A 20,597-nucleotide genomic window follows, 5' to 3' on the forward strand; every position below is an offset into this window, starting at 1 on the left:
GCGCCCGAGCCTTCCCCACCCCGCACACACCAGCGAAATCAAGGCGCGCTCTCCGCACCGCACCTGCGACAATCGGCCCCATGACCACGCTCAAGTCGAAGCTGCAGGAAGACCTCAACGCCGCCATCAGGGAGCGCGACGAGCTCCGCTCCTCGACGCTCCGGCTGACCCTCACCGCGATCACCAAGGAAGAGGTCGCCGGCAAGGAGAAGCGCGAGCTCTCCGACGACGAGGTGCTCCAGGTGATCACCAAGGAGGCGAAGAAGCGCCGCGAGGCCGCGGACGCCTTCGCCCAGGGCGGTCGCCCCGAGTCGGCCGAGCGGGAGAAGGCGGAGGGCGCGCTGCTCGCCGGGTACCTGCCCAAGCAGCTGTCCGACGAGGAGCTGAAGCAGATCGTCGTCCAGGCCGTCGAGGAGGCCCGGGCCGCCGGTGCCGAGGGGCCGCGCGCGATGGGCCAGGTCATGAAGATCGTCAACCCGAAGGTGGCCGGGCTCGCCGAGGGCGGCCGCGTCGCCGCCATCGTCAAGCAGCAGCTCGCGGGCGCCTGAGCAGCCCCCGGCAAGCGGCCCCGGCGCCAGCCCCGGCCGACAGTCCCGGCAGCGGCCCCTGCCCCGCAGTCCAGCCCCGGCAACAGCCCTCCGTTCCCACGCGCTCCGGCACAACGGCGGTGGGGGGGGGAACCCCCCCAGGGGGACCCCCCCCCCGGCCCCCCCCCCCCCCCCCCCCGGCCCGGGTGACGGTGAGGTCACCGCACGGGCCCGGACCCGGTGCTCAGCGCACCGGGGTGAAGTCCCGCGCGCCGATGAACTCCGGCCGCCGTACCGGCGCCGAGAACGGCTCGACCGCAGCGTTCTCCACGCTGTTGAACACGATGAAGACGTTGCTGCGCGGGAACGGCGTGATGTTGTCGCCGGAGCCGTGCATGCAGTTGCAGTCGAACCAGGTCGCCGAACCGGCCTTGCCCGTGAACAGCTTGATGCCGTACTCGGACGCCATGGCCGTCAGCGCCTCGTCGGACGGGGTGCCGGCGTCCTGCATCTGCAGGGACTTCTTGTAGTTGTCCTTCGGGGTGGCGCCCGCGCAGCCGAGGAACGTGCGGTGCGACCCCGGCATGATCATCAGACCGCCGTTGGTGTCGTGGTTCTCGGTCAGGGCGATCGAGACGGACACCGTCCGCATGTTCGGCAGACCGTCCTCGGCGTGCCAGGTCTCGAAGTCGGAGTGCCAGTAGAAACCGGACGCGCCGAACCCCGGCTTGACGTTGATCCGCGACTGGTGGACGTAGACGTCCGAGCCGAGGATCTGCCGGGCCCGTCCGACGACCCGCTCGTCGCGCACCAGCTGAGCGAACAGCTCGCTGATCCGGTGCACCTCGAAGACCGAGCGGATCTCCTGCGACTGCGGCTCGACGATCGAGCGCTCGTCGGCGCGGATCGCCGGATCGGCGACGAGCCGCTCCAGCTCCTGCCGGTACACGGCGACCTCGTCCGGCGCGATGAGCTGCTCGACGGGCAGGAAGCCGTCGCGCTCGTACGCCTGGAGTTCGGCGAGGGAGACCGGGCCGGGCGTGGTGGGGGAGCCCCAGACGACCGGGTCCTGACGCGGGACCGACACCTCGGTGGCGCCGCGGCTCGGGTAGAGATCGGTGAGTGTGGTCGTGGTGGTCATGGTGGTCAGCCCTCCTCCGTCAGCAGGGGATAGACGCCGTTCTCGTCGTGGTCCTCCCGACCGGTCACGGGCGGGTTGAACACACAGAGACAGCGGAAGTCCTCCTTGATCCGCATCGTGTGCCGCTCGTGCCCGTCGAGGAGGTACATGGTCCCGGGCGTGATCGTGTACGTCCGCCCGGTCTCGTCGTCGGTCAGCTCGGCCTCGCCCTCGACGCACACCACGGCCTCGACGTGGTTCGCGTACCACATCGACGTCTCCGTGCCGGCGTAGAGGACCGTCTCGTGCAGGGAGAAGCCGACCTTCTCCCTGGCGAGGACGATGCGTTTGCTCTCCCACGTGCCGGACGCGGCTTTGACGTGCCGGTCGGTGCCTTCCAGGTCCTTGAAAGAACGGACGATCACGGTGGTTCCAGGCCTCCTTCTCAGCCTTGTCAGATGGTTTCCCGTACGGCTCAGGCGGTTTCCCGTACGGCGCGGGCGAGGACGCGCAGGCCCTCGTCCAGCTCCTCGGGGGTGATGGTGAGGGCGGGCAGCAGCTTGACGACCTCGCTCTCCGGGCCGGACGTCTCGATCAGCAGCCCGAGTTCGAAGGCCCGCTTGGCGACCCGTCCCGCGCGCTCCTTCTCGTGGAACTCCAGGCCCCACACCAGGCCGCGGCCCCGGTACTCCTTCACGTCGGCCAGGTTCTCCTCCGTGATGGAGATGAACGCCTGCTCGACCTGCTCACCGCGCTTGCGGGTCTGCTTCTCCATGGCGGAGCCGTCGGCCCAGTAGGTCTCCAGCGCGGCCGTCGCCGTCACGAACGCCGGGTTGTTGCCGCGGAACGTGCCGTTGTGCTCGCCCGGCTCCCAGATGTCCAGCTCCGGCTTGAACAGGCAGAGCGACATCGGCAGTCCGTAGCCGCTGATGGACTTGGAGACGGTGACGATGTCGGGGGTGATGCCCGACTCCTCGAACGAGAAGAAGGCGCCCGTACGACCGCAGCCCATCTGGATGTCGTCGACGATGAGCAGCATGTCCTGCCGCTCGCACAGCTCGGCGAGCGCGCGCAGCCACTCCGGGCGGGCGACGTTGATGCCGCCCTCGCCCTGCACGGTCTCCACGATCACCGCGGCGGGCTTGTTGAGCCCGGAGCCCTGGTCCTCCAGGAGCCGCTCGAACCACAGGAAGTCCTCGACCGTGCCGTCGAAGTAGTTGTCGAACGGCATCGGGGTGCCGTGCACCAGCGGGATCCCCGCCCCGGCCCGCTTGAAGGCGTTGCCGGTGACGGCGAGCGAGCCGAGCGACATGCCGTGGAAGGCGTTGGTGAAGGAGACGACGGACTCACGGCCCTTCACCTTCCGCGCCAGCTTCAGCGCCGACTCCACCGCGTTGGTGCCCGTCGGGCCCGGGAACATCACCTTGTACGGCAGGTCGCGCGGCCGCAGCACCAGGTTCTGGAAGGACTCCAGGAACGTCCGCTTGGCGGTCGTCGACATGTCGAGCCCGTGGGTGACGCCGTCCCGTTCCAGATAGTCGATGAGCGCGCGTTTGAGTACGGGGTTGTTGTGGCCGTAGTTGAGTGAGCCGGCGCCGGCGAAGAAGTCCAGGTAGGTGTGGCCGTCCTCGTCGAACATCCGGCTGCCCTGCGCGCGGTCGAAGACGGTGGGCCAGCCGCGGCAGTAGCTGCGTACCTCGGACTCCAGGGTCTCGAAGACGCTCAGGTCGGGCTGGGTGATGGTCACGTCGAATCGCTCCTCGATGCGTGGGGAGGGAGTGAGGGGAGGGGGAGGGGGGGAGTACGGGTGGGGCTCAGAGGGAGAGGGGTCCGATGCGGTGGAGCATCTCGGGCGCGTGCGGGCCGTCCGGGAAGTCCGCCGTCTCGAACAGCACCGTGCGCTCGATGTCCGCGCCATGACGTGCGGCGTACGCGGCGAACAGACGCTCGGAGGCGGTGTTGCCCGGTGTGATGGTGGTCTCGACGGTGGTCAGGGGGTGCCGTCGCGCGACCCGTTCGGTGAGCCCGTCCAGCAGCGCCCCCGCGAGGCCGAGCCCCCGGTGCGCCTCGTCGACGGCCACCTGCCACACCAGCAGGGTGTCCGGCCGTCCGGGCCGCACGTACCCGGTGACGAAACCGACCGGCTCCCCGGACTCGTCCCGCGCCACGGCGGAGGTGTCCGCGAAGTCCCGGCACCACAGCAGATAGCTGTAGGAGGAGTTCAGGTCCAGGGCTTTCGAGTCCCCGGCGATGCGCCACAGCGCCGCGCCGTCCGCCACGTCCGGGCGGTCGATCCGAATCCCTTCCGCGATTTCCCGAGGGGCTTCCAGAGGCTGGGTGTGCAGGTCTGCTTGTGCGGCAGTCATACGGCTTGAATTTACCCAGCGAAATTTCGAATTGCATCGCCCCGCGGGGTTACGTATGCGCCGCTCACGTGTTATCACGCGGGCGTGAGTGCTCCATCGAGGTGAGGTGGTTCTGATGACTTTCGTCCGGAAATTACCGGACGAAAGGGGCGCTCTGTGGAGTCGGTCACACGTGCGTAACCCTCACGGAATCTGCTCGAATTGCGCCCCGTGGCGTTCGCGAAATCTTTGCGTTTAGAGAAGAGATCAGCGGGCAGAAGAATACGGGGCCCTACCCGCTGAATTCAATGAATTACTTTTGCGGAAAAGTGTGGGGAAGGAAAGTGCGGGAAAGCGGCTTCGGCGGGCGTCCCACGCCTGTGCCACGCCGCTGCGTGACCACGCCCTTGCCTGGGACCACGCCGTCGCCTGTGCCTACGCCCAGGCTTCCGCCGCCGCGCGCCGGGCCGCTCGCGGATCGGTCGTTCCACCGCGCCCGGTCAGTGCCACTCCCAGCGCCGCGAGGCACGCGTGCACGACCTCCGGGGTCGCGTCGGGGCCGTAGTGGTTCACGCGGATCATCTCCGAGGCCAAGGCGCCGCCGCCCGCGGCCAGCGGCAGGGCGGGGTCCGCGGCGAGTGCCTCGGCGACCAGCTCCGCCGCGTCGACGCCGGCGGGCGTCCTCAGGGTCGTGGCGACCGGCGCCGCGTCGGCCGCCTCGTGGACGTACGGCTCCAGGCCCCCACCCAGCGCGAGCGCCCCCGCCCGGGTCGCCGCGGCGGCCGACGCGTGCCGGGACATCACCGCGTCGAGCCCTTCCTTCTCGATGCGCTCCAGACACGCCTCCAGCGCCAGCATCTCCAGCTGGGCCGGCGCGTGCAGGAGCGCGCGGCGGCCGCCGTCGATCCAGCGCTCCTTCCAGTCCAGCAGGGAGAGGTACGAGCGGCGCGGGGCCCGCGGGTTGGCCGCCATCCGCGCCCACGCCCGCTCGCTCACGGAGATCGCCGACACCCCGGCGGGCCCGCCCATGGCCTTCTGCGCCCCGATGACGCACAGGTCGACCCCCCACGCGTCCGGCAGCACCGGCTCGGCGCCGACGGAGGCCACCGCGTCCAGGTAGAAGAGGGCGCCGTGCTCGCGGACGGCCTCGCCGATCTCCGCCACGGGGTTGGTGTTGCCGGTCGCCGCCTCCGCGTGGACCAGTGAGACGAAGTCGATCGCCGGGTGCGCGGCGAGGGCCTCCCGGATCCGCGCGGCCGTGACCGCCGTGCGGAAGGGGACGGCCAGGTCGATGACGGTCGCCCCGCAGTCCCGCAGCCAGTTCCCGAAGGTCTGCCCGTAGGGACCGGTGATCACGTTCAGCGCGGTCGTGCCGGGCCCGGCGGCCCCGCGGATCGCGCCCTCCAGCGGCAGCAGCGCCTCGCCCTGGGTGATCACGACGTCCTGGGCGGTGGAGAGCAGCCGGGCCACCCGGTCCTCGATCGACGCGAAGTGCGCCGCGCTCAGCGGGGCCAGATCCAGAAACGGGTGTGTCACGGGGTGCTCTCTTCACCGACGGGGTAGATGGTGTCGAGGGTACCGACGGCGCCCTCGTGCCCCTCACCGGCGACATCCGAGGTCAAGTAGCTGAGTGACCATCGGATTGGTTTGGGAAAGTCAAACATCTCCTTATAATCGATTGTCTCAAGTCCCCCACAGGAGGTCTCCCCGTGAACTCGGTCCTCGGACGCCGGACCCGCACCCTGGCCGCCACCACCGCCGCGGCCGGTCTGCTGCTCGTGGCCGGCTGCGGCTCGGACGACGGCGGCAGCGGCGGCACCAAGACCGCGGCCGGCGGGGTCGAGCTGGTGAAGGCCGGCCGGCTCACGACCTGCACGCACCTGCCGTACCCGCCGTTCCAGTCGGAGATCGACGGCAAGGTGCAGGGCTTCGACGTGTCCCTGATCGACCTCGTCGCCCAGGACCTGGACGTGAAGCAGGAGATCCTCGACACCCCCTTCGAGAACTTCAAGACGGGTGCCTTCCTCAACTCCGGCGAGTGCGACCTCGCCGCGGCCGGTATGACGATCACCGACGAGCGCAAGAAGAACGTCGACTTCTCCGACCCCTACTTCGAGGCCACCCAGGCCGTCCTCGCCGACAAGAAGGCCGGCATCGCCTCCTTCGCGGACCTCAAGGGCAAGAAGGTCGGCACCCAGGCGCAGACCACCGGCGAGGACTACGCCAAGAGCAAGGGCATCGACTCCGTCTCCTTCGAGTCCTCCGACGCCGTCCTCAACGGCCTGCGCACCAAGCAGGTCGACGCCGTGATCATCGACTACCCGGTCGTCCAGGGCTGGTTGAAGGACAAGGCGAACGCCGACGCCTTCGAGGTCGCCGAGCAGATCAACACCGGTGAGCAGTACGGCTTCACGGTCAGGAAGGGCAACACCAAGCTCCTCGCCGCGATCGACGAGGCACTGGCGAAGGCGAAGTCCGACGGCACGTACAAGAAGCTGTACGAGCAGTGGATCGGCCCGTACGACGAGGGCGCCGCCTCCGCGGCACCGTCCGCCTCATGAGCGTGACCGACCCCGGCACACCGCTCCAGCCGAAGCGCAAGGGCCTCAGCCGGAGCCGCAAGCGCGCCCTGTCCCGGGGCGCGCAGTACGTCGTCTTCGCCGCCGCCGTCATCGCCTTCGCGGTCTCCGCCGACTGGGCCCGGCTGAAGAACCAGTTCGCCCAGTGGGACATCGCCGAGCAGATGTTCCCGGACGTCATCACGCTGGCGCTCAAGAACACCGTGCTCTACACCCTGTCCGGCTTCGTGTTCGGGCTCGTCCTCGGCATGGTCATCGCGCTGATGCGGCTGTCGTCGGTGGGCCCGTACCGCTGGTTCGCCGGTGTCTACATCGAGATCTTCCGGGGTCTGCCCGCCCTGCTGATCTTCATCTTCATCGGTGTCGCCGTGCCACTGGCCTTCCCCGGCACGCAGATCCCCGGCGGCACCTACGGCAAGGTGGCCCTCGCGCTCGGCCTGGTGGCCGCCGCGTACATGGCGGAGACCATCCGCGCGGGCATCCAGGCGGTCCCCAAGGGGCAGCTGGAGGCGGCCCGTTCGCTGGGCTTCTCACCCGCGCGCGCGATGGTCTCGATCATCATCCCGCAGGCGTTCCGGATCATCCTCCCGCCGCTCACCAACGAACTGGTGCTGCTGTTCAAGGACTCCTCGCTCGTGCTGTTCCTCGGTGTCACTCTGGAGGAGCGCGAACTGTCCAAGTACGGCCGGGACCTCGCCAGCACCACCGCCAACTCCACGCCGATCCTGGTCGCCGGCCTGTGCTACCTGCTGGTGACCATCCCGCTCGGCTTCGTCGTGCGCCGTATGGAGGCGAAGGCCCAGGAGGCCGTGAAATGACCCGGCCCGAGATCGAAGTACGCGCCCTGCACAAGTCGTTCGGCGACAACGAGGTCCTCAAGGGCATCGACCTGGAGATCGCCCGAGGCGAGGTCGTCTGCGTGATCGGCCCGTCGGGATCGGGCAAGTCGACCCTGCTCAGGTGCGTGAACCTGCTGGAGGAACCCACCGGTGGCCAGGTCTTCGTCGGCGGCACCGAACTCACCGACCCCGACGTCGACATCGACGCCGTACGCCGCCGCATCGGCATGGTCTTCCAGCAGTTCAACCTCTTCCCGCACCTCACGGTGACCGAGAACCTCACGCTGCCGCAGCGCCGGGTCCTCGGGCGCGACAAGGCGAAGGCGGCGAAGGTGGCCGCCGAGAACCTGGAGCGCGTGGGCCTGTCCGAGAAGGCGGACGCCTATCCGGCCTCCCTCTCCGGCGGCCAGCAGCAGCGGGTCGCGATCGCCCGCTCGCTGTCGATGGGCCCCGAGGTGATGCTCTTCGACGAGCCGACGTCGGCGCTGGACCCGGAGCTGGTGGGGGACGTCCTGGCCGTGATGCGCATGCTCGCCCGGGAGGGCATGACCATGATGGTCGTGACGCACGAGATGACGTTCGCGAGGGAGGTCGCCGACCGGGTGGTCTTCATGGACGGCGGGATCGTCGTCGAGGACGGCACCCCGGACCAGGTCATCGGCAGCCCGCGGCACGAGCGCACCCGCCACTTCCTCTCCCGCCTCCTCGACCCGGCGATGGCGAACGTGGAGGAGGAGGACAGCGCCCCCTGAGCCGCCCCCTGAGCGGCCCGGGGACGTGACCTGTGCGGCACCGCCGCGAGGGTGCGACCGGAGCGGCGTACCCGCGGTCGCAACGGTGCCCCGGAGGACCCTTATCGTGCGGTGCATGAGCGATCACGCGGTGCTGCACGTCAAGGGACGCATCCTCACCGGCCCGGAGGAGGTCCGCGACGACCTCTGGATCGTGGACGGTCGTATCACCTACGACCGTCCCGCCGCGGGCGACATCCGTACCGTCGAGGGCTGGGCCCTCCCCGGCCTGGTCGACGCCCACTGCCATGTCGGCCTCGGCCCCCACGGCCCGGTCCCGGAGGACGTCGCCGAGAAGCAGGCGCTGACCGACCGCGAGGCCGGCACCCTGCTGATCCGCGACGCGGGCTCCCCCTCCGACACCCGCTGGATCGACGACCGCGACGACCTCCCGAAGATCATCCGGGCCGGCCGCCACATCGCCCGCACCCGCCGCTACATCCGGAACTTCGCCCACGAGATCGAACCGGACGAACTCGTCGCGTACGTCGCCCAGGAGGCCCGGCGCGGGGACGGCTGGGTGAAGCTGGTGGGGGACTGGATCGACCGGGGCGTCGGCGACCTGGCCCCGTGCTGGCCCCGGGAGGCCGTCGAGGCGGCCATCGCCGAGGCGCACCTGCTGGGCGCCCGGGTCACCGCCCACTGCTTCGCGGAGGACTCCCTGAAGGACCTCGTCGAGGCGGGCATCGACTGCGTCGAGCACGCGACGGGGCTGACCGCGGACCTGATCCCGCTCTTCGCCGCCCGCGGGGTCGCGATCGTCCCCACCCTCGTCAACATCGCCACGTTCCCCTCCATGGCGGACGGCGGCGAGGCCAAGTTCCCGCGCTGGTCCGCCCACATGCGCCGCCTCCACGAGCGCCGCTACGACACAGTCCGCGACGCCTACGACGCCGGCATCCCCGTCTACGTCGGCACGGACGCCGGCGGCTCCCTCGCCCACGGCCTGGTCGCCGCCGAGGTCGCGGAACTGGTCACCGCCGGCATCCCGCCCGTCGAGGCGCTCTCGGCCACCGCCTGGGCCGCCCGTGAATGGCTGGGCCGCCCCGGCCTCACCGAGGGCGCCCCCGCCGACCTGGTGGTCTACGCGGAGGACCCCCGCGCGGACGTGCGCGTGCTGGCGGCACCGTCGAGGGTGGTCCTGAACGGACGGGTGGTCGGCTGAAGCCCTCCGCTCAGCGGTCCGCCAGGGTCATCGCCCGGTCCAGCGCCTGGAGGAAACCGTTGACCGTGACCCGGTCGCGGACCGCCAGGCGCAGCCACTCCTCGTCCAGCCCCGGGAAGGTGTCGCCGCGCCGGACGGCGTAACCGAGGCTGCGCAGATGCCGTCGTACGGCGGTCGCGCGGGGGAGCCGGATCAGGACGAAGGGGCCCTCGGCGGGCTCGGCCACGACGAGCCCGTCGGGTGCGAACTCCCGGAGCCCGGCGACCAGATGGTCCCGGTCCGCGGTGATCCGGCCGGCCGCGTCGGCGGCCTCCGCGAGCGCCCGGTCCGACACGCACGCCTCGGCCGCCGCGAGGGCGGGCGTCGACACCGGCCACAGAGGCTGTGCGCGCTGCAGCTCGTCGATCGTGCCGGGGGCGGCGAGGACATAGCCGATCCGCAGGCCGGCCAGGCCCCAGGTCTTGGTGAGGCTGCGCAGGACGACGAGGCCGGGCACGTCCGTCCGCCCGGCGAGCGCCTCACGCTCACCGGGCACCGCGTCCATGAACGCCTCGTCGACCACCAACGTCCGCCCCGGCCGGGCCAGTCGGGCGACGGCCTCCGCCGGGTGCAGCACCGACGTCGGGTTCGTCGGGTTGCCGATGACGACCAGGTCCGCGTCCCCGGGCACGGCCGCCGGGTCCAGCCGGAAGCCGTCCGACGCCCGCAGCAGCACCCGGCCCACGGTGTGCCCGGCGTCCCGCAGCGCGGCCTCCGGCTCCGTGAACTGCGGGTGCACGACCACGGGGCGGCGGACCCGCAGGGCGCGGGCGAGCAGCACGAACGCCTCGGCGGCACCCGCCGTGAGCAGCACCCGGTCCGCCGGCAGCCCGTGCCGGGCCGCCACCGCCTCGCGGGCCGACCGCCCGTCGGGGTAGGCGGCGAGCCCCGTCAGCGACCCGGCTATCCGCTCCCGCAGCCAGGCGGGCGGGGTGCCGGCCCGGACGTTCACGGCGAGGTCGACGAGTCGCGCGCCGTCGTCCCGCACCTCGGCGTCGCCGTGATGCCGAAGGTCGTGCCCCGTGTGCCGCGGGGCGTGTCCGTTCTCGGTGCCGGATTCAGTGTGCATGGGAGTTCGCGTGTCCCCGATGGTGATGATCGTGGCCGTGGTGCCCGTTCTCGTCCGGCTGGACGCGCGGCTGCCGCGGCAGCCCGGTGATGTCCCCGGCGCCGGACGGGGCGGCGTCGTGGGCGGAGGGTTCGCGGGATGCGCGGTTCATGTGCGGGTCGCCCTCCAGCGCCTCCCGGTACCGCTTCACGACCAGGTCGAGCAGCTCCGGCTCCGGTCCGATGACATCGGCCGACCGTACCTCGATCTCCGGGCGAGCGGCAGCCCAGCCCTCGGTCTGCATCCGCGCCCGGTCCGCCGGTTCGCCGGCGAGCGGGAAGTACGGCAGTACGACGACGCGCCGCGCGCCCAGCCGCACGCACCGGTCGAGGCCGCTCGGCACATCCGGCGCGGCCAGCGACACGAACGCCGTCTCCACGCCCCCGTATCCGCGCCCCTCCCACAACAGCCGGGCCGCCCGGGACACCTCGGCGTTGGCCCCGGCGTCGGTGGAACCGTGCCCCACGAGGAGCACGGTCACATCGGCCCGGTCGCCCGGCGTCCGGAGCGCGGCCGACGCCAGCGCCTCCTCCACGCGCCGCTCCAGAAGGTTCAGCAGGGCCGGGTGCGGGCCCGGCGGCCGGCCGCACGTGAACGCGGTCCCCGGGTGCCGCTCCTGAGCGAGGGCCAGCGCCGCCGCCATGTCCCGGTCGGCCCGCGCGGAGCGCTCCGACGTCAGCGGGACCACGGCGAACCGCCGTACCCCCCGTTCCACCAGCTCGTCCACGGTCGTGCCCAGCGACGGCCGGGGCGCCCCGGCGAAGCCGCCCCCGAGGGGCAACCCGGGGTGACGGCGCCCCAGTTCGCGCAGTAAGCCGCGGAACGCCTCGGCCCCGGCCTCGTCCCGGGGGTCATCACCGGCGACGAGCAGGGCGGGCGGCGGGGTGGTCACGATGTCTCCTTGGATGCGGATGCGGATGCGGATGCGGATGCGGATGCGGATGCGGATACGGATGCGGATACGGCTGGGGCTGGGGCTGGGGCTGGGGCTGGGGACGGGGCTGGATCTGGATCTGGATCTGGAGCGCGGGCGGCGGCCGGGTGGTGCGTCGAGGCGGTCGGGTCGGGGCGGCGGCGGTCGTCGTGATCGTGTCCCTCCGGGCCACGCCCGGGGACACGGCCCCGGTCGCGGTCACGGTCGAGGTCGTGCGCACGGTGATCATCATGCCGACCGGCGGCGGGTCCTGCGCAACCAGGGTTCCCCGGAGCGCCCGCCCCGTCCGGCGACGAGACGTCCCGCCCCGCACCGGCCGACGCGACGGCGCAGGTGACCCTCGCCGGCCGGCCGTCCGCCGGGGCCGACTTCCGCTTGGACACGAGGAGTTCGCCCCCGCCCGCGAGCGCGGCGGCCTCCGCGACGGACGGGGTGCCCAGGGCGGCCAGGGGCAGATCGGAGGGATGGGGCACCTCGACCGCGGCCAACTCCCGCGCCGAGTACGTCACGAGGGGCACGCCGAGCCGCGCCGCGGCGCGGACGAGGCCGGGTTCGCCGGCCTTGGTGTCCACCGTGGCGAGGACGGCGACCGACCCGGACGGAAGGCCGGCCTCCCGCAGCACGTCCTCGATCAGGCCGACGACCTCCGCCACCGGCGCGCCCCGGGAGGCGCCCACCCCTACGACGACGGGGCCGGGCGCGTGGTCACCCACGGCCGCGCCCCACGGGGAAGGCGAGGAGGTTCCACCGCGCGGGCCGGCCCGCGACCGGAACCCGCCCGCCCCGCTCCTCACTCGTTCGGGGTGCCGCGGCCGGCAGACCCCGCTGATCCGGTAGCAAGGACGCATGGCGGTCTTCGTGGCACTCGGCGCGTTCCTGATGACGCTGGTCGGCGGCTGGACGGCACAACGGGTGACGGACCGCCGTCATCTGGTGCTGGGCCTGGCCGGCGGCCTGATGCTGGGCGTGGTCGGCCTCGACCTGCTCCCCGAGGCCCTGGCGGCCGCCGGCGACGAGGTCTTCGGCGTACCGGCCGCCCTGCTGCTGTTCGTCGCCGGATTCCTCCTGGCCCACCTCGTGGAGCGCCTGCTGGCCGCACGCCAGGCCGCGCACGGCGCTCTGGAGAACGACGGCCGTTCGCCCCAGGTGGGTCTGACGGCCGCGGCCGCGATGGTCGGGCACAGCGCCATGGACGGCGTCGCGATCGGCGCCGCCTTCCAGGTCGGCGAGGGCATGGGCGTCGCGGTCGCGCTGGCGGTGATCGCCCACGACTTCGCGGACGGCTTCAACACCTACACGCTCACGAGCCTGTACGGCAACGCCCGTCGCCGGGCGCTCGCGATGCTGTTCGCCGACGCCGTGGCCCCGGTGCTGGGGGCCGCGTCCACCCTGCTGTTCACGATCCCGGAGGGCCCTCTCGGCTGCTACCTCGGTTTCTTCGGCGGCGCGCTGCTCTATCTCGCCGCCGCCGAGATCCTGCCCGAGGCCCACCACGCACACCCGGCCCGCTCCACCCTGCTGTGCACGATCGCCGGGGCGGCCTTCATCTGGCTGGTGGTGGGCGTCGCGGAGTGAGGGGCGGGACGCCGAGCCGGGCGCGGCGCCGGCCGGGCGAGCGCTCATGACGTCCGGCATCTCTCGACGAACCGCGCGGCGACCCCGGGCCCGGCCGCCCAGTGGGTGTGCAGATAGCTCGCGTGCACCCCCTGCTGGACGAACCCCTCCACCCGCGGCCCGGGAGTCCGTACTCCCCAGGCGGGCGCCGGCCCGGCCCCCGGCTCGACGACCGTCCGGTGGAACTCGTGGGCGCGCATCCGGGTCCCGGCGGGCGCGAGCACACTGTCGCCGACGGCCACGGCGTCCCGGTAGCCGAGCGTCAGCCGCTCGTCCATCCGGGCCGTCGCGTCGAGCACCCCGCACATGGGCCGCCCGTCCAGCTCCCGGCACAGGTAGAGCAGACCGGCGCACTCGGCGGCCACCGGAGCACCGCCGAACGCCAGCTCGGCGACCGCCTTGCGCAGCGGCTCGTTGGCGGACAGCTCGGCCGCGTACATCTCGGGGAACCCGCCCCCGATCACCAACCCGCGTGTTCCTTCGGGCAGTTGCTCGTCGCGCAACGGATCGAAGACGACGACCTCTGCACCGGCGGCGGTCAGCAGTTCGGCGTGCTCGGCGTAGGAGAACGTGAACGCGGGCCCGCCGGCCACGGCGACCACCTCCCGTCCGCCCACGGGGCCGACGACGGGCGGCTCCCACGCCGGACCCGACAGCGCCCCGGCGCTCCGGGCGAGCGCGACCAGTGCCTCCAGATCGCACCCCGCCCGTACCTGCGCGGCCATCGCCGCGACCGCCTCCACCGCCGCGGCCTGCCGCTCGGCGACCGGCACCAGCCCCAGATGCCGGGACGGCGTGTCCACCTGGGGCGCCCGCCGCAGCACCCCCAGGACCGGTACCCCGGTCGACTCCAGGGCGTCCCGCAGCAGCTCCTCGTGCCGGTCGGAGGCGACCTTGTTGAGGATCACGCCCCCGATCCGCACCTCGGGATCCCAGGAGGCGAACCCGTGCACCAGCGCCGCCACGGACCGCGACTGCGAGGAGGTGTCCACGACCAGCACGACCGGCGCCCGCAGCAGCTTCGCCACATGCGCGGTGGACGCCAGTTCCCCCTGCCCCGAGGCCCCGTCGTACATCCCCATCACGCCCTCGACGACGGCGATGTCGCATCCGTGGGCCCCGTGCGCGAACAGCGGCGCGACCAGGTCCGGTCCGCACAGGTACGCGTCGAGGTTGCGGCCCACCCTCCCGCTCGCGAGCGCGTGGTAGCCGGGGTCGATGTAGTCCGGCCCCACCTTGTGCGGGGACACGGCGAGCCCCCGCTCGGTGAGCGCGGCCATCAGCCCCGTCGCCACGGTGGTCTTGCCACTGCGCGAGGACGGCGCGGCGATCACCAGCCGGGGGACGGAGGCCGTCGAGGCGAAGGAGGTCACGTCGTCACCACTCGATGCCCCGCTGGCCCTTCTGGCCCGCGTCCATGGGGTGCTTGACCTTCGACATGTCGGTCACGAGGTCCGCGAAGTCGACGAGCTTCTCGGGCGCGTTCCGCCCCGTGATCACCACATGCTGGGTCCCGGGCCGGTTCCGCAGCACGTCGACGACCTCGTCGGTGTCGATCCAGCCCCAGTGCAGCGGGTACGCGAACTCGTCCAGCACGTACAGCTTGTACGTCTCGGCAGCCAGGTCCCGCTTGACCTGCTCCCAGCCCTCCCGGGCCTTGTCCTCGTTGTCCATCTGCCCGTCGCGCTGCACCCACGACCAGCCCTCGCCCATCTTGTGCCAGTCGACGGACCCGCCCTCACCGGACGCCCCGAGCACCCGCAGCGCGTTCTCCTCGCCGACCTTCCACTTCGCCGACTTGACGAACTGGAACACCCCGATCGGCCACCCCTGGTTCCAGGCGCGCAGCGCCAGCCCGAAGGCGGCGGTGGACTTGCCCTTCCCGATTCCCGTGTGCACGAACACCAGCGGACGGTTGCGGCGCTGACGTGTCGTCAGTCCGTCGTCCGGCACGACACTCGGCTGTCCCTGCGGCATCTACGCGGCCCTCCTCGAAGTCCCCTGTGTTCCCTGCGTGCCCTGAGCCCTCTGACCGCCCTGCACATCCCGGACGAGCCCGGCGATGGAGTCCGCCCGCAGCTCGTCCAACGTCACGGCCGTACCGCCCAGTTCACCCGCCAGCTGCCCGGCGAGCCCCAGCCGGACATGGCCCGACTCGCAGTCGACGACCACGGACGCGGTGCCCTCGGCCGCGAACAGCCGTGCCGCCCGCCCCGCGAGCGCGACGGGCTCCGGCCCGCCGGTCGCCCGGCCGTCGGTCACCACCACGACCAGCGGCCGGCGCGCCGGGTCGCGCAGCCGCTCCACCCGCAGCACGTCGTGCGCCTTCAGCAGCCCGGCCGCGAGCGGTGTCCGCCCGCCCGTCGGCAGCGACTCCAGCCGGGTCGCCGCCGCGTCCACGGACGAGGTGGGCGGCAGCGCCACCTCGGCCGCCGACCCCCGGAAGGTCACCAGACCCACCTTGTCCCGTCGCTGATAGGCGTCGAGGAGCAGCGACAGCACCGCGCCCTTCACGGCGCTCATCCGCTGCCGCGCCGCCATCGACCCGGAGGCGTCGACCACGAACAGCACGAGGTTGCCCTCACGCCCCTCCCGGGTCGCCTGCCGCAGATCGTCCCGGCGGACCACCAGACCCGGCCCGGACCGCCCGCGCGTCCGCTGATGCGGAGCGGCGGCCTGCACGGTCGCCGCCAGATGCAGCTTGGTCAGCGTGCCACGCGGCCTGCGTGCCCCGGTGGTGCGCCCGTGCTCGGTCCGGGCCCGCGAGCGCCGCCCGGCGGCGCCTTCCCCGAGCCCCGGCACGCTGAGCACCTTCGTACGGAACGGCTCGGCGGCCCGTACGGCCGACTGCTCCCCGGCGGCCGGGGCCTGCGCCGGCACGCCCTCGCCGGACTCGGGCTGTGCGCCACCGTCGCCGCCCTGCGGCCCCTCGGACTCGGGAGCGGGCGGCCGCCCACCGCCACCGGGACCGTCGGGCCCGGGATCCGGATCGTCGTCGTCCTGAGAGTCCTGAGGGTCCTGCGAGTCCTGAGGGCCCCGCGGGTCCTGCGGCGGCTCCGCGAACTCCTCCAGCGTCTCGTCGAGCCTGTCCTCGTCGAGCCCCGGCGCGTCGAACGGGTTCCGCCGCCGCCGGTGCGGCAGCGCCAGCAGCGCCGCCTGCCGCACATCCTCGGCGAGCACCTCCGTCCGCCCGGCCCAGGCGGCCAGCGCGGTCGCCGTGCGGGCCATCACGATGTCGGCGCGCATCCCGTCCACCTCGAAGGCCGCGCAGGTCGCCGCGATCTGCCGCAGCACCCCGTCGCCCAGCACCACGGACGGCAGCAACTCCCGTGCCGCGACGACCCGTTGCCGTACGTCGGCCTCCTCGGCAGCCCAGCGGGCCGCGAAACCCGCCGGGTCGTCGTCGTACGCGAGCCGTCGCCGTACGACCTCGACCCGCCGGTCCGGCTCCCGCGAGGCCGCGACCTCCACGGTCAGCCCGAACCGGTCGAGCAACTGCGGCCGCAGCTCGCCCTCCTCGGGGTTCATCGTCCCGACGAGCAGGAACCGCGCGGCATGCCGTACGGAGACGCCCTCGCGCTCCACGTACGAGGCGCCCATCGCGGCCGCGTCGAGCAGCAGGTCGACGAGGTGGTCGTGGAGCAGGTTGACCTCGTCGACGTAGAGGATGCCCCGGTGCGCGTCGGCGAGCAGGCCGGGCTCGAACGCCTTCACGCCCTCCGACAGCGCCCGTTCGATGTCGAGGGCGCCGACGAGCCGGTCCTCGGAGGCGCCGACGGGCAGCTCGACCATGCGGGCCGGGCGCGTCTCGAACGCCGGCTCGTGCGGCCCGTCCGGGCACGCGGGGTCCGGCTTCGCCGGATCGCACGAGAACCGGCACCCGACGACGACCTCCACCGGTGGCAGCAGCGCCGCGAGCGCCCGCACGGCGGTGCTCTTGGCGGTGCCCTTCTCGCCGCGCACCAGCACACCGCCGACCGCCGGTGACACCGCGTTTAGCAGCAGCGCCAGGCGCAGGTCGTCCTGGCCGACGACGGCCGTGAACGGAAACGGAACACTCACTTCTGGTCGCCCTCCAAGTCACCCTCCGGCCGTGGGCGGTTGACCCGCGGCCGGTCGTTCAACAGCGATCCGGCGCTCATCCGGGCACCCCCGGAGCCCCCGGCGGCACGAACGGCAGTCCCGTGGGCGCCCCCGACTCGACGAGCCGCCACAGCGCGTCCGTGTCCGCGTGCTCCTCGATCAGATCGCCGAGCCGGTCCAGCTGCTCCTCGCGCAGCGCCGCGAAGGACGTGTCGGGGGCCGGGACGAACCGGCGCCCCGAGGCGGCCGCCACCTCGCGCAGAAAGGCCCGCCGGAATCCGTCCGACTCCAGCGACCCGTGCCAGTGCGTGCCCCAGGTCTGGCCGACCCGGCACCCGTCCAGGAAGGGTTCCCCGCCCAGGACCTCGGCGACCCCGTGATGGATCTCGTACCCCTCGACCCGCTCCCCGAGGGCCTCCCCGGCGGGCCGTGTGAGGGTCTTGTCCTCGGCGAACCGCACCCGGACGGGAAGGACTCCTAGCCCCTCCACCCGCCCCCGCCGGCTCTCGACGTCGTCCTCGATGTGCTCCCCGAGCACCTGGAAGCCGCCGCAGATCCCGAGCACCGGCCGCCCCTCGGCCGCACGCCGCACGAGGGCGTCGGCGAGCCCGCGCTCGCGCAGCCACTCCAGTGCCCGCACCGTCCCCCGGGTCCCCGGCACGACGACGAGGTCGGCGTCGGCCAGTTCCTCGGCCCGGTCCACGAACCGCACCACGACACCGGGTTCGGCGGCGAGCGCGTCCACGTCGGTGAAGTTGGACATCAGCGGCACCGCGCACACGGCGACCCGCAGGACGTCCTCCCCGACGGGCGGCGCCACGTTCGACTCCCGGACCGTCCCGCGCAGCGAGACGCGCAGCCCGTCCTCCTCGTCGATCCCGAGCCCGTGCCGGAACGGCAGCACCCCGTACGTCCGCCGCCCGGTGAGCCCCTGCAGCATGTCGAGCCCCGGCTCCAGCAGGGAGACGTCCCCCCGGAACTTGTTGACGAGGAACCCGGCGACGAGCGCCTGGTCCTCGGGGGAGAGCAGCGCCACGGTCCCGAAGAAGGACGCGAAGACCCCGCCGCGGTCGATGTCGCCGACGACGAGCACGGGGAGCCCGGCGTTCCGGGCGATCCCCATGTTGACGATGTCGGTCCGCCGGAGATTGATCTCGGCGGGGGAGCCGGCCCCCTCACAGATCACCGCGTCATACGTGCCCCGCAACTCGGCGAGACAGTCCAGCACGGTCCCGAGCAGCCGCTGTTGCCGCCCGCCGTGATAGCCGCGCGCACTCATCTCGCCCACGGGCTTCCCCAGCAGCACGACCTGGCTGCTGCGCTCGCCCCCGGGCTTGAGCAGCACCGGGTTCATGAGCGCGGTGGGCTCCACCCGGCAGGCCTGCGCCTGCATGGCCTGGGCCCGGCCGATCTCGGCGCCCTCCTTCGTCACGAAGGAGTTGAGCGACATGTTCTGCGCCTTGAAGGGCGCGACCTTGACGCCCTGCCGCACGAGCCACCGGCAGATCCCGGCGGTCACCACGCTCTTGCCGGCATCGGAGGTGGTCCCGGCGACCAGCAACCCGCCACTCATCCCTGACTCCCCCACCGACGCACGACCCTTCCCCGCAGCACCGCCGCACCCGCGCCGACGCCCAGCGCGAGCCAACTCACCCGCCGGGACAGCCGGACGGCCCGCTCGATGTCCTCCACGGCGACGGCGCGCCCCTTCCCATTCAGCACGGGCCGGTGCTCGACCCGCCCCCCGTACGACAACGTGCCCCCCAGCCGCACTCCGAGCGCCCCCGCGAACGAGGCCTCCACCGGCCCCGCGTTGGGACTCGGATGCTTCCCCGCGTCCGCCCGCCAGGTCCGTACGGCGCCCCGGGCGTCCCCGCCGCAGGCCGCGGCCAGCACGGCCGTCAGCCGGGCACCCGGCCACCCCACGACGTCGTCCAGCCGTGCGGAGGCCCAGCCGTAGCGCCGGTACCGCGGCGAGCGGTGCCCGACCATGGCGTCCAGGGTGTTGACGGCCCGGAACCCCACCAGTCCCGGCACTCCGCCGACGGCCCCCCACACGAGCGCCCCCACGACCGCGTCGGAGGTGTTCTCGGCGACGGACTCCACGACGGCCCTCGCGATCCCGTCCGCGTCCAGCGCCTGGGGATCCCGCCCGCACAGATGGGGCAACCGAGCCCGCGCGCCCTCGACATCACCCGCGTCGAGAGACCGTCCGATCGCCCGCGCCTCCCGCCCGAGCGAGGTCCCGCCGACGACGGCCCAGGTGGCGGCGGCGGTCAGCCCGACGGAAGCGGCCCGCGACGGCCGTACGGCGGCCGAGGCGACGGCCCCCAGGGCGACGGCGCCGCCCGCGCACACCGCGGTGTGCAGTGCGCCCCACCCGCGGTGGTCCCGCCACAGCACCCGCTCCACGGCCCCGGCGGCCCGGCCGAACGCGGCGACCGGATGCCCCCGGCGCGGGTCGCCGAGCAGCAGATCACCGAGGAGCCCGGCGGCGGCGCCGTACGCGAAGACGCGATCGGCACGCACCCGTTCAGCCGTTCACGGGGTCGGGCAGGGGGCGGACGCCGAGCCCCGCGGGGCAGCCGTACAGGACGCGCATGGCGATATGTCCTCACTCAGGGTGTCCACGCCCTGGTTCGACGAGACCGACGGCGAGAGTTCCTGGCTCCCGGGAGGCGTTTCGCTGTCGCTTCCCCGGTGACAGTGGCGGGACCGCGCCGGACTCGCACCGGCTTCCTCTCCTGCCGTCGTACATGGCCCCGGCAGTCCACCACGCCCCCGGAAGACCCGTCAACTTGCCGTTGACCTGCGACGCAACGGTGTGCTCAGCCCCACACCGCCGAAATCACGTCAGACCCCCGTATTGGCTCTTTCCGTGCCCTTCCCCGGCGCCGGTGTGGTGGAACGCCCCGTGCCGCAACAGTGACACGCTGCTCGTCTTCCAGGGGAACGGCTCAAGATCCTGAACCGGGCGCTGGGGGAGGCCCGGCCGCGCGGGCCGTACCACCGCCGACGAGGGCGTCGCTCCGTGTACGCGGAGAACCCCGGTATAGGCGGAGACTCCACGTATAGGCGGAGAACCCCCGTATACGTGGAGAACCCCCGTGAGCGTCGCGGGACGCGCACGGGGGTTGCTCGTTCAGTCGTCGCCGTCGGCCGCCGAGGGCCGCGGGACCGCCGGTCTCACGGCCTGACCAGCGGCTGATCAGGCCATGATCAGGGAGATGCCGTACGCCACTGCCGCCGCGCACAGCGCGAAGCACGCGTACGCGCCCGTGGTCGCCACCGCCACCGAGTCGCCCCGGGCCGACGCCTCCTCCCGCTTGGAGAGGCCGACGATGCCGAGGGTGAACAGGCCGACGAGGGCCACGGTGACCACGAGGCTGACTCCGAAGACGGAGCCGAGAGCTGCCCAGTCGATGTGCATGGTGGTGATCTTCCTCAGGGAGT

At 72.7% G+C, this 20,597-nt stretch carries 20 protein-coding genes and 1 riboswitch; of the genes, 6 read left to right on the plus strand and 14 right to left on the minus strand.

The genetic code is table 11. The features are described from left to right. The first annotated feature begins 80 nt into the window (after positions 1-80). Positions 81-548, plus strand: coding sequence for a GatB/YqeY domain-containing protein (locus ACZ6BB_RS20140; protein ID WP_471616514.1), 468 nt, complete (start codon positions 81-83; stop codon positions 546-548). 223 nt (positions 549-771) lie between these two features. Here ACZ6BB_RS20140 and thpD read toward each other — a convergent pair whose 3' ends face one another. From thpD to ACZ6BB_RS20165, 5 genes are all read right to left on the minus strand, one after another. Then, positions 772-1,668 carry an ectoine hydroxylase gene (thpD, locus tag ACZ6BB_RS20145; RefSeq protein WP_471616515.1) on the minus strand — a complete coding sequence of 299 codons (897 nt, stop codon included), beginning with the start codon at positions 1,666-1,668 and terminating at the stop codon, positions 772-774. A gap of 5 nt (positions 1,669-1,673) precedes the next feature. Further along, a complete protein-coding gene (locus tag ACZ6BB_RS20150; RefSeq protein ID WP_275459336.1) occupies positions 1,674-2,072 on the minus strand; it encodes an ectoine synthase in 399 nt (132 codons plus the stop codon). A gap of 50 nt (positions 2,073-2,122) precedes the next feature. Further along, entirely contained in the window at positions 2,123-3,394 is a 1,272-nt protein-coding gene (ectB, locus tag ACZ6BB_RS20155) for a diaminobutyrate--2-oxoglutarate transaminase (protein ID WP_471616516.1), read from the minus strand. Between the two features lie 67 nt (positions 3,395-3,461). Further along, entirely contained in the window at positions 3,462-4,013 is a 552-nt protein-coding gene (ectA, locus tag ACZ6BB_RS20160; protein ID WP_471616517.1) for a diaminobutyrate acetyltransferase, read from the minus strand. A gap of 414 nt (positions 4,014-4,427) precedes the next feature. Then, on the minus strand, positions 4,428-5,528 hold the full coding sequence (locus ACZ6BB_RS20165; protein WP_471616518.1) for a pyridoxal-phosphate-dependent aminotransferase family protein: 1,101 nt from the start codon (positions 5,526-5,528) through the stop codon (positions 4,428-4,430). Positions 5,529-5,701: 173 nt separating this feature from the next. Between ACZ6BB_RS20165 and ACZ6BB_RS20170 the strand changes: the two genes are divergently transcribed. The 4 genes from ACZ6BB_RS20170 to ACZ6BB_RS20185 all read left to right on the plus strand — a co-directional run bounded on the left by ACZ6BB_RS20170 (position 5,702) and on the right by ACZ6BB_RS20185 (position 9,366). Beyond that, a complete protein-coding gene (locus ACZ6BB_RS20170; RefSeq protein ID WP_471616519.1) occupies positions 5,702-6,553 on the plus strand; it encodes a transporter substrate-binding domain-containing protein in 852 nt (283 codons plus the stop codon). Beyond that, a complete protein-coding gene (locus ACZ6BB_RS20175) occupies positions 6,550-7,389 on the plus strand; it encodes an amino acid ABC transporter permease (protein ID WP_471616520.1) in 840 nt (279 codons plus the stop codon). Before ACZ6BB_RS20170 ends, ACZ6BB_RS20175 begins: the two co-directional genes overlap by 4 nt. Next, positions 7,386-8,162, plus strand: coding sequence for an amino acid ABC transporter ATP-binding protein (locus ACZ6BB_RS20180; protein ID WP_471616521.1), 777 nt, complete (start codon positions 7,386-7,388; stop codon positions 8,160-8,162). The genes ACZ6BB_RS20175 and ACZ6BB_RS20180 overlap by 4 nt, the downstream gene beginning before the upstream one ends. 115 nt (positions 8,163-8,277) lie before the next feature. Continuing rightward, complete coding sequence (locus tag ACZ6BB_RS20185; RefSeq protein WP_471616522.1) at positions 8,278-9,366, plus strand: amidohydrolase family protein; 1,089 nt, start codon at positions 8,278-8,280, stop codon at positions 9,364-9,366. A gap of 10 nt (positions 9,367-9,376) precedes the next feature. Here ACZ6BB_RS20185 and cobC read toward each other — a convergent pair whose 3' ends face one another. The 3 genes from cobC to ACZ6BB_RS20200 are packed head-to-tail and all read right to left on the minus strand — an operon-like array spanning position 9,377 to position 12,295. Then, positions 9,377-10,474, minus strand: a complete 1,098-nt coding sequence (gene cobC, locus ACZ6BB_RS20190) for an Rv2231c family pyridoxal phosphate-dependent protein CobC (RefSeq protein ID WP_471616523.1) — start codon at positions 10,472-10,474, stop codon at positions 9,377-9,379. Continuing rightward, the gene (locus tag ACZ6BB_RS20195) at positions 10,464-11,405 is read right to left on the minus strand and encodes a sirohydrochlorin chelatase (RefSeq protein ID WP_471616524.1); all 942 of its coding nucleotides are present in this window, start codon (positions 11,403-11,405) and stop codon (positions 10,464-10,466) included. Before ACZ6BB_RS20195 ends, cobC begins: the two co-directional genes overlap by 11 nt. Next, positions 11,402-12,295, minus strand: a complete 894-nt coding sequence (locus ACZ6BB_RS20200; protein ID WP_471616525.1) for a cobalamin biosynthesis protein — start codon at positions 12,293-12,295, stop codon at positions 11,402-11,404. The genes ACZ6BB_RS20195 and ACZ6BB_RS20200 overlap by 4 nt, the downstream gene beginning before the upstream one ends. Here ACZ6BB_RS20200 and ACZ6BB_RS20205 point away from each other — a divergent pair. Further along, the gene (locus ACZ6BB_RS20205; protein ID WP_471616526.1) at positions 12,294-13,022 is read left to right on the plus strand and encodes a ZIP family metal transporter; all 729 of its coding nucleotides are present in this window, start codon (positions 12,294-12,296) and stop codon (positions 13,020-13,022) included. The two genes, ACZ6BB_RS20200 and ACZ6BB_RS20205, sit on opposite strands and share 2 nt — an antisense overlap. Before the next feature lie 44 nt (positions 13,023-13,066). Here ACZ6BB_RS20205 and ACZ6BB_RS20210 read toward each other — a convergent pair whose 3' ends face one another. The 6 genes from ACZ6BB_RS20210 to ACZ6BB_RS20235 form a co-directional block, all read right to left on the minus strand. After that, positions 13,067-14,434, minus strand: coding sequence for a cobyrinate a,c-diamide synthase (locus ACZ6BB_RS20210; RefSeq protein WP_471616527.1), 1,368 nt, complete (start codon positions 14,432-14,434; stop codon positions 13,067-13,069). A gap of 4 nt (positions 14,435-14,438) precedes the next feature. Next, the gene (cobO, locus tag ACZ6BB_RS20215; RefSeq protein WP_239753193.1) at positions 14,439-15,038 is read right to left on the minus strand and encodes a cob(I)yrinic acid a,c-diamide adenosyltransferase; all 600 of its coding nucleotides are present in this window, start codon (positions 15,036-15,038) and stop codon (positions 14,439-14,441) included. Continuing rightward, positions 15,039-17,123: a putative cobaltochelatase gene (locus ACZ6BB_RS20220; RefSeq protein WP_471616528.1), complete on the minus strand. Its 2,085-nt coding sequence runs from the start codon at positions 17,121-17,123 to the stop codon at positions 15,039-15,041. A gap of 76 nt (positions 17,124-17,199) precedes the next feature. Next, positions 17,200-18,717, minus strand: coding sequence for a cobyric acid synthase (locus tag ACZ6BB_RS20225; protein WP_471616529.1), 1,518 nt, complete (start codon positions 18,715-18,717; stop codon positions 17,200-17,202). Continuing rightward, positions 18,714-19,673, minus strand: a complete 960-nt coding sequence (locus tag ACZ6BB_RS20230) for a cobalamin biosynthesis protein (RefSeq protein WP_471616530.1) — start codon at positions 19,671-19,673, stop codon at positions 18,714-18,716. The genes ACZ6BB_RS20225 and ACZ6BB_RS20230 overlap by 4 nt, the downstream gene beginning before the upstream one ends. 107 nt (positions 19,674-19,780) lie before the next feature. Further along, positions 19,781-19,934: riboswitch (cobalamin riboswitch) on the minus strand. Positions 19,935-20,352: 418 nt separating this feature from the next. Next, the gene (locus ACZ6BB_RS20235) at positions 20,353-20,574 is read right to left on the minus strand and encodes a hypothetical protein (RefSeq protein ID WP_471616531.1); all 222 of its coding nucleotides are present in this window, start codon (positions 20,572-20,574) and stop codon (positions 20,353-20,355) included. Positions 20,575-20,597: the final 23 nt, after the last annotated feature.

The organism is Streptomyces sp. NPDC041108 (genome assembly GCF_055592645.1).